At 45.3% G+C, this 11,687-nt stretch carries 11 protein-coding genes and 1 pseudogene; 4 read left to right on the plus strand and 8 right to left on the minus strand.

Annotation, left to right across the window (positions count from 1 at the left end; all coding sequences use genetic code 11):
* Positions 1-222 precede the first annotated feature (222 nt).
* Together tgt and QT998_RS01215 are read left to right on the plus strand one after the other, a co-directional pair.
* Positions 223-1,353 carry a tRNA guanosine(34) transglycosylase Tgt gene (tgt, locus tag QT998_RS01210; protein WP_333113464.1) on the plus strand — a complete coding sequence of 377 codons (1,131 nt, stop codon included), beginning with the start codon at positions 223-225 and terminating at the stop codon, positions 1,351-1,353.
* 60 nt (positions 1,354-1,413) lie between these two features.
* Positions 1,414-1,551 (plus strand): photosystem II reaction center protein K, encoded by a 138-nt coding sequence (locus tag QT998_RS01215; protein ID WP_068815178.1) that lies wholly within the window; start codon positions 1,414-1,416, stop codon positions 1,549-1,551.
* Positions 1,552-1,725: 174 nt separating this feature from the next.
* On the opposite strand, the gene QT998_RS01220 is transcribed toward QT998_RS01215, so the two are convergent.
* Positions 1,726-2,280 (minus strand): glutathione S-transferase family protein, encoded by a 555-nt coding sequence (locus QT998_RS01220; RefSeq protein WP_333113461.1) that lies wholly within the window; start codon positions 2,278-2,280, stop codon positions 1,726-1,728.
* A 167-nt stretch (positions 2,281-2,447) separates the two neighbouring features.
* Positions 2,448-3,029, minus strand: a complete 582-nt coding sequence (locus QT998_RS01225; protein WP_333087558.1) for a manganese efflux pump MntP — start codon at positions 3,027-3,029, stop codon at positions 2,448-2,450.
* 194 nt (positions 3,030-3,223) lie between these two features.
* On the opposite strand from QT998_RS01225, the gene QT998_RS01230 reads away from it, so the two are divergent.
* Positions 3,224-3,823, plus strand: a complete 600-nt coding sequence (locus QT998_RS01230; RefSeq protein ID WP_333087560.1) for a cytochrome b/b6 domain-containing protein — start codon at positions 3,224-3,226, stop codon at positions 3,821-3,823.
* Between the two features lie 149 nt (positions 3,824-3,972).
* Here the strand turns inward: QT998_RS01230 and QT998_RS01235 are convergent, their stop codons facing one another.
* The 4 genes from QT998_RS01235 to QT998_RS01250 form a co-directional block, all read right to left on the minus strand.
* Positions 3,973-6,360, minus strand: coding sequence for a cache domain-containing protein (locus tag QT998_RS01235; protein ID WP_333217893.1), 2,388 nt, complete (start codon positions 6,358-6,360; stop codon positions 3,973-3,975).
* Between the two features lie 794 nt (positions 6,361-7,154).
* The gene (locus QT998_RS01240; protein WP_333087563.1) at positions 7,155-7,619 is read right to left on the minus strand and encodes a hypothetical protein; all 465 of its coding nucleotides are present in this window, start codon (positions 7,617-7,619) and stop codon (positions 7,155-7,157) included.
* 189 nt (positions 7,620-7,808) lie between these two features.
* Positions 7,809-8,369: a sugar O-acetyltransferase gene (locus tag QT998_RS01245; protein ID WP_333113456.1), complete on the minus strand. Its 561-nt coding sequence runs from the start codon at positions 8,367-8,369 to the stop codon at positions 7,809-7,811.
* A 187-nt stretch (positions 8,370-8,556) separates the two neighbouring features.
* Positions 8,557-9,219: an MBL fold metallo-hydrolase gene (locus QT998_RS01250; RefSeq protein ID WP_333113454.1), complete on the minus strand. Its 663-nt coding sequence runs from the start codon at positions 9,217-9,219 to the stop codon at positions 8,557-8,559.
* A gap of 16 nt (positions 9,220-9,235) precedes the next feature.
* Between QT998_RS01250 and QT998_RS01255 the strand changes: the two genes are divergently transcribed.
* Complete coding sequence (locus QT998_RS01255; protein WP_333087570.1) at positions 9,236-10,708, plus strand: site-2 protease family protein; 1,473 nt, start codon at positions 9,236-9,238, stop codon at positions 10,706-10,708.
* 42 nt (positions 10,709-10,750) lie between these two features.
* Here QT998_RS01255 and QT998_RS27345 read toward each other — a convergent pair.
* Both QT998_RS27345 and QT998_RS01260 read right to left on the minus strand, forming a co-directional pair.
* Positions 10,751-10,924 (minus strand): annotated as a pseudogene (locus QT998_RS27345) (IS1/IS1595 family N-terminal zinc-binding domain-containing protein); the annotation flags it as partial.
* Positions 10,925-11,179: 255 nt separating this feature from the next.
* Positions 11,180-11,638 (minus strand): peroxiredoxin, encoded by a 459-nt coding sequence (locus QT998_RS01260; RefSeq protein WP_333087571.1) that lies wholly within the window; start codon positions 11,636-11,638, stop codon positions 11,180-11,182.
* Positions 11,639-11,687: the final 49 nt, after the last annotated feature.

Here is an 11,687-nt window from a genome sequence, read left to right on the forward strand (position 1 = left end):
GCTTCGCGAGCCTACGAGTTTTAGATTTTAGATTTGAGATTTACTCGCAGCTTTGAATCTGGGAGGTAGAACTAAGGTCTAAAATTTTTGGCCCTCCACGAGAATTGTCGGAAAATTGTCTCCGTTTTTGGGTGGGGTCATGGTTTTTTTTGTCGCGATGTCAACAACAATAGATTAAATAACACGGACGGCCGAGTAGCGGTTAACGAGCATCGGGGACTAATGACTGAGGACAAGGCGAAATTTTCTTTTGAATGTAAGGCTAACTGCAGCCATACCCAAGCGCGTGCAGGGGTTTTTAGCACTCCCCACGGTGTTGTGGAAACGCCAAAGTTTATGCCCGTGGGCACTTTGGCTAATGTCAAAACTTTGACTCCGGCACATCTTGAAGACGCGGGATCTCAAATGGTTTTGGCCAATACTTATCACTTGCACCTGCAGCCGGGGGAACGGATTGTCGCGGGTGCGGGCGGATTGCACAAATTTATGGCTTGGCCGGGCCCGATTCTGACGGATTCGGGCGGCTTTCAGGTGTTTAGCTTGAGCCAAATGCGGACTATTTCGGAGAATGGGGTGACTTTTCGAGCTCCCCGCGACGGCCGCATCATTAATTTAACGCCGGAAAAATCGATCGAGATTCAGAACGAGTTGGGCGCTGACGTGATTATGGCCTTTGATGAGTGTCCGCCTTACCCCGCTACACGGGACGAGGTGGAGGCAGCGACAGATCGCACTTACCGCTGGCTGCAACGCTGCATTCAAGCTCACTCGCGCCCGGAACAAGCTTTGTTCGGCATCGTGCAGGGGGGTGTTTTCCCCGATTTGCGATCGCGCGCGGCGAACCAGTTGGTAGACTTAGATTTGCCCGGTTATGCGATCGGCGGGGTTAGCGTCGGGGAATCGGGGGATTTGATCGCAGAGATTGTGAGAGTTACTGCGCCCCTGTTACCTGCAAATAAACCCCGTTATTTGATGGGGATTGGCACCTATCGGGAAATGGCGCTGGCGGTGGCGAGTGGCGTAGATATGTTTGACTGCGTGATTCCGACTCGGCTGGGCCGCCACGGGACGGCTTTTGTGCGCGGGGAACGCTGGAATTTGAAAAATGCTCGGTTTCGGGAGGATTTTGCTCCGCTGGATGAGTCTTGTCCTTGTTATACCTGCCAAAAATTCAGTCGGGCTTATTTGGCCCATTTGGCGCGGGCTAAGGAAGCTCTCAGCTATACTTTGCTGGCGCTGCACAACGTCACGGAGTTGATTCGCTTTACTGGAAAAATGCGGGAGGCGATTTTGGCCGATCGATTTACCGAAGAGTTTGCTCACTGGCTGACACCGACTGTCGATCGATCGTGAGTTCCTTGGGTGAAGATATGCGACAATTATTAAAATTGTGTTGGATAGGTAGGTTGATTCATGGAAGCTGCATTACTGTTGGCTAAACTGCCCGAGGCTTATGCAATCTTTGACCCTTTGGTTAATGTTTTGCCAGTGATTCCCGTGTTTTTCTTGCTGCTGGCTTTTGTCTGGCAAGCGGCTGTCGGGTTCAGATAAGTCTGATTTTAGTAAAAGCAGGGGCTATTCACAAATTAGCCCCTGCTTTTAGCTGTTGAGTTTTTGGTTCGATCGGGTTTGCGGTTGTTTCGGATAGATTTAACCGCAGAGTCCGCAGAGTCCGCAGAGTCGGAGGAGAGAGAGTTGAATCATTAATCGGTGTAGCGCCTTTCTTCAGTTACCGCCGATCGCCTTTTGGAATGCCGGTCTTTCCGAGATCCGCTTCATGTAATCTAAAACAGCCGGATAAGCGCTGAGGTCTAGTTTCAGCATCATCGGGATGTAGCATAAAATTGAGCCGACTGCTGCGTCGGCGACACCGAATTCATCGCCCATTAAAAACGGCTGTTGCTCGAAAATGCGATTTAACGGTTGTAACATTTTCGGGGTTTCGCGATCGCGACTTGCTTCGACAAATATTCCCGGGCCGAGGGTAGCGTTAGCAAACATCACCCACTGCACGATTTCGGCTTGCTGCTCGACACTTTCGGGCATTTTACCGTATTTTTGAGCTAAATACAGCAAAATTGCGCCGGATTCCCAAAGTTTAAAATCTCCATCCACAATTGCCGGTACTTTGCCCATCGGGTTAATTTCCAGAAACTCTGGCTGCAAGTGTTCCCCTGCTTGCATATCTAGGGTGACGAATTCGTAGGGAACCGCTATTTCTTCAAGATACCACTGGACAATTGAGGCCCTGCTGCGGGCTCCGCCGTAAAGTTTCAGCACGGAATTTTATCCTTATAATGCAATATTGCTGTTATAGCATCTTTGGGGAATTGGAAATTGGGAATTGGGAATTGGGAATTGGGAATTGGGAATTGGGAATTGGGAATTGGGAATTGGGAAAATAACTAATGACTAATGACTAATGACTACTGACTACTGACTACTGACTACTGCCCTGTAATTATTGTCGCTTCTGTTAAGTGCACAAACAAGATTCTACTGCCAATAAAAATCAAAATTGATCCACCCAACATTTCGATTTTATTAGCAAACAAGTTGCCACACTTGTGTCCGATAAACACGCCCGCAAGGGCTAAAAAGAAAGTAATAAATCCGATCGCAGTCACCGCCTGAGCAATAGAATCTTTCAAGACAGCGAATCCGACTCCGACTGCCAGGGCATCGATACTCGTCGCCACCGACAGCGTTATCAAAGTTCCAGTATGTAAGGGATTGAACTTTTTTTCGCTTTCTTCGCTCTGCAGCGATTCGTAAATCATTTTACCGCCAATGAAACTCAACAGCCCAAAAACGATCCAATGGTCTATCGGTGTTATCCAAGAACTAAAACTCAGACCTGCCAACCATCCGATTACGGGCATCAAAGCTTGAAAGCAGCCGAAAAATAAGGCAATTTTTAAAGCTTTGTTGAGCTTCATGTGTTTGATTGCTAAACCGCTAGAAATCGACACAGCAAAAGCATCTGCTGCTAGTCCCAAGGAAAGAAAAACGGTAGTGGCTGCATCCATTTTTTTAAAGTGTAAAACGTTACGATTAAAGGTTTTTTTAGACAATTTTAGTCTACACTAAACCTCGATAAAATAACGTTTTTATCACAATACATTCATTTTTAAATCACATTTATTTCATAATTTGCAGGGTTGAAAAATGCCGGGATTAGTTGTAATGTACGATCGGGAGTTTTTCAGTACCAAAGTTGACAATGCCGCAATCTAAACCTTACCAGCCATTGTTGCTCAGATTACTGCACGGGCTTAACGGTGCGATCGCCCTTTTAGCAATTTTGACCGCATTTTTGGTGTACAACGCCTATGACGGGCGGTTGGGCAAAATCCCCGCGCCTCAGATTGCTGATATTATCGGGATTCACGGCACTTTCGGCAAATTGTTGCTGTTAGGAGTCATGCCGGCTTTTGCATTGTACAGTTTCCACGCAGGTCAACAACGCTTGGTGCAGCCGGATTCTTTTGGCAAACTAACTCAGTTGGGAAAACCGATTTGGTGGTACAGTTTGCACCGGATTGTGAATACTTTGATGTTGTTAGTGCTGACTTTTTCGATCGCCTCTGGAAGTATGGTTAAGGAAGAATGGCTTCCGGCGGGGGATTTGACGCAGATTTGGTATTATTTGCACGCTTCTGGTTGGGCGGTATTAGTGTTTTGTCTGCTGATGCACTTGTTGATGAGTGCGAAAGTGGGGGGTTTACCACTAATTTTGTCGATGTTTGATGTTGCGTACCGCCGGGAGGATTCGCCGGCTGCTTGGTGGCGCAAAATTCGCTCTTTTGTCGATCGCTCTTAATATAAAAATGAACAAAAATATCCTATTAATTGTTGTGGAAATCGTGGTAATGGGAGGCTGGTTATTTGCTGTTATCGCACCTTTATTGTTTCCCTAATCCGCTCGCGATCCGCTTCGCAGCAACGAATTTCTGTTTTACGGGCTTTATATCAAACGATCGGCAATTCTACGATAAACTCAGCACCGCCCCCAGTTTGAGATGCAATTTCAGACTGTACTGGAGATTGAACAGTAAAAATACCGCCGTGCAATTCTACAATAATTTTATAGCAAGCCGATAGTCCCAATACAGTAAAATTTTTCCAGGATTTAGTATTGCCAAATGGTTCAAATATTCTCTGTTGAATCTCTGGCGAAATCCGGCAGCCGTTGTGGGCGATCGATACTGCAACAAACCTGCCTGAAAAATGCTCTACTATATCTGTTCTAATTGTAATGATTGGCTCGGAGTTCTCAAGACTGTTAACAGCATCAATCGCATTGCTGAGGATATTCGTAAATACTTGGCTGAGTTGACCGGGATAACACAAAATTGGTGGCTGGTTGTTATATTCCTTGACTACTAATACTTTGGGAGACAGCCTGTGAGCGAGCAATAGCAGAACATTGTCGATACTTTCGCGAACGTTGGTTCGTTCTTTGTTAGCTTCGTCAGGAAGTGAAATTTTCCGAAAAGCCACTACGAGCTGCCGAATGCGATCGGTTCCTATTTTCAGAGCGTTGATAGTTTCCGGCAAGTCTTTGTTGATAAAATCTAGGTCGAAGGTTTCTATTTCTCTGGCAATTCGCGGCACTGGTTGAGGGTACTGTTCGCGATAAAGGTGAATTATTTCGAGCAAATATTTGATATAATCGTTGACGTGAATCAGGCGACCGTAAATAAAGTTAATTGGGTTATTAATGTCCTGGGAAATTCCGGCGGCGAGTTGACCCAAAATTGCCATTTTTTCGCTTTTTACTAAATGCTCTTCGGTTTTTCTCAGTTGGGCTAATACTTCTTCTAAAAGTTTGAGTTCTTCTTGAATTTGCCCCTGGAGTTGAGATTGAGAAATTGCGATCGCCAGTGAATCTGCTATGGCTTCCAAAATTTCTAATTCGTTGGGATTCGCACACTGCCGATTAGCAATGGCGAACAGATATCCCAGCCGATTAGTCTGAGTAAGTACGGGTACTGTTGCGTAGCGGCTGTTTGTGAGTTCGAGATGGGCTGGTTTTTGAAATCCTGCGACATCAGAGGCGGAGGTTTTATTGAGAATTACTGTTTCGCACCGGTGCAGCCGTGCAGCTAAATCTCCCGATGGCCCTCCGGTAGCGCCGAAGATTCCCAAGCGCCCCGATAAACCTTGTCGGCAATATTCCCAGCAAAATTCTACTGTATCTTGTCGGGGGTCGTACCAGCCGAATATTGCTCGATCGAGCTTTAACAATGTACCGAGTTCTTCTACTGTTGTTTGCAGGATGCGATCGAGCGGCAAGCCAGCGCGAATGCGGCCGCTCAAGCGGTGAATCAGGGCTTCTGAGCGAGTGCGGATGTAATTTTGGGCAAACAGCTTATTTGCTGCAACTACTGCGACAATAGCTGCTGCTAAGAGTATGGTGGCGGCTGCTGCTAATATGTTTAAGGCGATTAGTTCTTTTTCGATGTTGTGAGAAGGAATTACTAGGGCGATCGACCATTCAGCTTGCTCTAAGGGAAGATAAGCAACATAAACTCTGGCATCGTTGATTTTGGTCAACAAAATGCCCGTTTTTTGATAAACCATCTCCCTGGCTACATTTGCCAAATTAGTATCTGCGGACTCCAACAAACTCGGAGTCGGCTTGTCGATATTTCCGATTAACCGAGCGTCGGGATGGACAATGGGGACTCCTTGAGAATTGAGAACAAAAGCATAAGTTCCTGTTTCATATTCCAGTTTTTTTACTACTTCGGCTATTCTGTCGGTGCTGATTATGCCGTTCATTACTCCGATCGGCTTGTCGGCTGTTTTGTCCAGAAAATTTGCCGAATTTGAGCGCACCGGAGCCGAAATGGGAACAATACTCTGTTGTTTTAGCGTGCGAGAAATTGTAGGATCTGAAACATAGACTTCCCCAGCCATTGCTTTTTTGAAGTGTTGGCGATCGCTGACATTAATCAAAGCTCTGCCGACTTTTGTAGTGAAATAAAAACCGTCGGGATCGATTAATGCCAAATGCTCGAAGTCTTGTAGTCGATTGACTTCCGATTTTAAATAAGGCCCAGCCACTGACCAATTCATCGATCGCACCGAAGGAGTGTTTGCGAGGAGTTCTATCTCAGCCTTTTTCGTGCCGATCCAGCGATCGATCTTGTTCCCGCGCTGCTTAACCTCTAACAAAGCATTTCGTTCTAAATTGTCCACAATCAAGCGGCGCACGCTTTGATAGCTGATGTAGCCAGCGATGCTAGCTGCCACAATTGCTACGCCCACAATTAACAGCACAATTTTGTAGGCAAGATCGTATTTGCCCTTAAATCTCGATCGCAATATTCGGGTTAATTTCCACCACTTCACTTTCGCAAAGCTTCGCATGGTTTGACCAATTTGTGTAAAATCTTCAGCTAACCTGCGATGCACTTGCTCGCCTGCGAGTAGTCTGAAAAACTACTAGCATTCAATAAGTGCGGGGATTTTTTAATTTTTTCCCCTGGCCGGCTCACTCTGTTAAACTGGAATCAGATTTTACCATATTTTTGATAAATTAAAACATTTCAGCGACTACTTAAGTATAAGTCATTAGTCATCAGTCATCAGTCATCAGTCATTGGTCATCGGTCATCGGTCATCAGGAAGAAGTATTACACAGTAAGCTTTTTAGCGATCGGGCTTTTGCTTGTTACCAGTTCGAGCGAAAGCCTCGCCTATAGACGAAGATGAGCCTCTTTTGACCTCCCAACTTATACCAAAGAGGACTGTAGAAGCTGTTTGAGTTATTAAATTTTTCTTCTTTAATTGTTTTGTTAAGTCTTGTTAAGAGTCATATAAAATGCGTATTCCATGCTTTAGGTTGAAATTTAGTAAGGTACGGGCAAGGACACACCCTAAGTTAATGTGTTTGGCGTTTTTTTTAATAAAACATTAAAAGTTTTGAGTTATTAATGAATGAACTAAAAATGTGTTATATCAATTCCGGTTGCACTCATACATGATGTGAACTGTGAACTGTTAACTGTTAACGGTTAACAGTCAACAGTCAACAGTGAATTTACTATTCCGATGAAGAGAGGATTTGATATTAAATATTCAATTCACATTTCAAAACTCAAAACTATTTTCGGTGCTAAATTGCCACAGTTTGGCGACTTAATTTAAAGAACCTTGTGAGTGTGATCGTGCTGTTTCACATTATCTTCAGTGCGAACGATGCGCTCGGAATTGAGGACTCTTTTGCGTTCTAAGGAATAAGTAAAGTCATTGCGAACTGTTCCTGACGGAATGTGAACTTGAGCTTGGGGGCGGATTTTGTAAGTGCGGGCTGCGGCGATCGCCCGAAAGCCGAATTCGTCGCTAAACTGAGCTTCCGAGGGAAATTCCGGCAGCCTTTTGGGTGAGTCGCCCTCCAGCACCTCTCCTAAAGTCGTACCCCAAGCCATTTCATAAGATGTGGGAATGCCCTTGACAATTGCTTCCAAAGCTGCTGAAGGGATAGCTTCGATGATTTTTACTTGATGAACTTCGCCTTCTTCTTTAATGAAGCAGGTGGCCAAGCCCACTGCGATATAGTCGTCGGTGCAGAGATCGGGGGCGGTGGGATAAACTGTTGCAGTTGTCATAAAAAAATCTTTTGAGTAGGAGTTGAAAACCGTTCGCGAAAAATCAAGCGATTTTAGATTTTAGATTTTTTGCACGGATTTTTCTGGGGGCTTTGACTTGAAAAATCTCAAACTGGCTGTATCTAATATCTAAAATTGTTGGGGTAAGCTCCAAAGAGCCGATCGCGCCAGCGAGTTGATCGTACCACATCAAGGCAAATGCCGAATGATGCGGCAAGGATTCCCGGCCGCCACGACATTTGCGGGAATATCTTTGACCACAACGCTACCTGCGCCGATCGTGCTATTATCGCCCACAGTCACTCCGGGACAAATAATACTGCCGCCACCAATCCAAACATTATTACCAATATTAATTTCTGCGGCGAGTTCGCGGCCAGAAAGTCTAATTTCTGGGTCTGTGGGGTGAAAAGCGGTGTAAATTTGCACATTGGGGCCGCATAGCAAATTTTCACCAATGTTAACTCGATTGCAGTCAAGAATTACGCAGCCAAAATTCATGTACAATCCGTTTCCAGCATAAATATTGCTGCCATAGTCGCAGTAAAAAGGCGGCTCGATTTCGACTTTGGGGCCGATGGCACCGAACCATTCGGCGAGAATTTCTAACCGTTTGTCGGGTTCGTCTTCGCGCGTAGAATTGTAAGTTCTGGCGAGGCGGCGGGCTCGGTGGCGTTCGGCAATTAATTGCTCGTCAGCACCTAAATACAATTCGCCGGCGAGCATTTTTTCTTTTTCGGTTTGTTTCATAAAAATCGGCGGGATCAGATAATATGGCGGTTGAACTTTGGTTGAAACTGAGATGTTGTACCTGTGGCAAAAACCGGGTTTCTGACGGCAAATTTAACATCAAAACCTATATTTATCGTTCAGAAACCCGGTTTTTAAGAGCTTATGGAGAATGGTGCAAGATGTCAGTTTCAACTGCCGGGTATGCTTAATTCTGCAAACAAATGGTTAAATCCAGATTGGTTAATTGCTCAAAAGCTCGATCGATAGATCCTTTTTTCCGCAAAAAACCAGTATTCGCAGCGGGGCAAATATACTGTAAAGTCGAAGGGGAAAATCCATCGATAATTGACTTCACGCTGTTAATTTGTCTGGGCCAGTGAAAAGTTTTTGGCGTCCGAATGGGTACTGGAGCGCCTTCGCGGTTGGGGAGCAAGTGTCTGCCGGAAAACAGGACTCCACCGCTGCCACTATCATAAAGACAAGAGGAACCAGGAGAGTGACCGGGAGTCCAAAATGCTTTCATTCGATCGCTCAAAGTAAATTCTCGCTCAAAAACCGTCACCCGCAATCCCGGCAGCAAATAAGCTTCCTGCTCTTGAATCAGGATATCGCACCCCGTGGCTTCCTGAATCTCCCGCGCCTTGGCCATAGCGCCGCGGTGGGTGAGAAACAGCAGCCGCACACCGCCGCATTCCTCCAAAAAGGCTTGGTTAATCTCATCCCAAGGGGGACAATCCACTAAGATGTTCGATTCGTTTTCTACAATGAAATAGGCTGTCGCACCCAGGGTATCCCGGTTAGGCGCGAAAGCAAAGATATTTTGCAGTACCAGCCTGGGCTGTTTGGAGACGGAACTCTGTTGTTTCAAGGAAGTAATAAATATTATGTTTTTTTTACTATGGTTGTTGGTTTTGGGCCTGATATCTTACTACTTGTTGCAGAGCAGCATCAGCCGCATCACCAGAACTCCGGTATGGCTGCTGTGGCTGGTAATGATGACGCCGGCGCTGATTTGGAGCGGTTGGGTTTTAGCTAACGGCGCAAAAAAAACAGCACCGCCGGAGTTGGTAATTATACCTTTTTTGGTTTGCCCTGTCTTGTATTGGTTTTTGGTGCAGTTGGGACGCAAGGAAATTACCCGATCGGATTCCGAGCAAGTAACAGATTCGGGCGCTGAACCTGCCAAGCCAAAACCGCCCCTGCGCCCGATCGATTCAGCGGAAGAAGCAAGTTTGCGCGATTGTTTTCCTTGGTCAATTTACTTTTTGCGGGATTTAGAATTTCGCCCGCAGGCTGTGATTTGTCGCGGACAATTACGCACCAACCCGGAAGCGGCTTATCAAACAATTCGGGACAATGTAGAACAGCATTTTGGCGATCGCTTTTTAGTCATATTTCAAAACAGTTTGAGCGGTCAACCTTTTTTTGCCATAGTTCCTAACCCCAGCCGCCAATCAGTAGAAACTCCCGTCAAAACTGCACCTGTTACCAGACCATTTTTCGCCTTAGCTTTGCTGCTGATCGCCGTGTTTACGACTACGATTGTCGGCTCACAAATTGCCGGAGTTACTGAAAAAGTTTTGCAGTCTAACCCGTCAATGTTGCTCCGGGGTTTGCCTTACTCGCTGGCGCTAATTACAATTTTGGCATTTCACGAATCAGGACACTATTTAGCTGCCAGATTCTATAAAATTCGCACGACTTTGCCTTATTTTATTCCAATTCCATTTTTCTTGGGAACTTTGGGCGCTTTTATTCAAATGCGGAGTCCAATTCCCCACCGCCGAGCTTTATTTGATATTAGTATTGCCGGCCCGTTTACGGGTTTAGTTGCGACAGTGCCCTTATTAATTTGGGGTTTGCAGCATTCAACCATTGTACCGCTTTCGGAAAAGTCGGGAATGTTAAACTTTGACTCTTTTAGTCCAAATTTTTCGTTGCTGATGACTTTGTTGAGCAAGTTAACTTTGGGCGGTGCTTTGAATGTGGAAACTGCGATTAATTTGCATCCGGTGGCGGTGGCGGGTTATTTGGGTTTGATCCTGACGGCGTTTAATTTGATGCCGGTGGGACAATTCGACGGTGGGCACATTGTACACGCGATGTTCGGCCAGCGAGCAAGTATGGCGATCGGACAAGTTGCTAGAGTTTGTATGCTGCTGCTGGGTTTTTTGGAACAGGGTTTGCTGTTGTGGGCAATTATTTTATTGTTGACACCTCTCAACGATGAACCGGCGTTGAATGATGTTAGCGAATTGGATAACCGGCGGGATTTTTTGGGGTTGCTGGCGATCGGGCTTTTGTTAATTATTTTGTTGCCGGCTCCCAAGATACTCGTTCAGTGGTTAAATGTTTAGAAGGAAGTTCGGCAGCGATCGGGGTACAAGATGTAACGGATTTAGGCAATCACGTTTGAGGGCCTCCCTATAACCTCTCTGGGGCTCATACTCATTGATGAATTGACGACCACATTGGACACAAATGTGATTCTATTTTCCTTTCTTCTTGCCATTTTTACGGATATGGGTTGATTTACATTCGCTTGCGTTGCATAAATTATTCCTCCTATTCATACTCTAACTCAGCAACGCCAACGATTGAACAATAGACCTCTTGCAACGAATTTCGCGATTAGTCAGGAAGACGTTATCGTTTTCTAAAAAGTTGGAGAATCACTCATAGTGCTATTTGGAACTTCATTCATGACTACAATCACCAAATCCGATTAGAAATACTGAAAGTTCAACCGCGTCAATTTTCTCCATCCTTTACATAAAAGCACTACCGACATTTTAATTGTTAGTTTGGCATACCAAGTAAGGAAGATCCTAAATTTTGATAGCTTCCAAAGTCTTCAGTGCTTCCGAAACGTGAGCCTTAAAATCCAACATCGAGTCAAAAATATGCTTGACAACCCCTTGTTTGTCAATCACATAAGTTACTCTACCGGGCATAATCCACATAGTAGCCGGAACCCCGTACAATTGCCGAACCTTATTGCCCGTATCGCTCAACAGTGTAAATGGTAACTGATATTTTGACGCAAATTTCTCGTGGGATTGTTGCGAATCATCGCTAATTCCGATCACTTCCGCACCTGCATCTTTGAAAACTTCATAACTATCTCGAAAAGCGCAAGCTTCCGCCGTGCATCCCGGTGTATCGTCTTTCGGGTAAAAGTAGACGATGACATTTTTTTGACCACGAAAATCCTTGAGGCTGACTGATGCCCCAGTTTGCGACGTTAAGGTAAAATCCGGTGCCGTATCTCCTACTTTGACTGCCATATTTGTTTAACCCTGTTTGCTGGAAATTTTCATTTTTGTTATTGTACAA

Origin of the sequence: Microcoleus sp. S1D4 (genome assembly GCF_036700765.1) — a bacterium.
Classification (GTDB): Bacteria; Cyanobacteriota; Cyanobacteriia; order Cyanobacteriales; family Microcoleaceae; genus Microcoleus.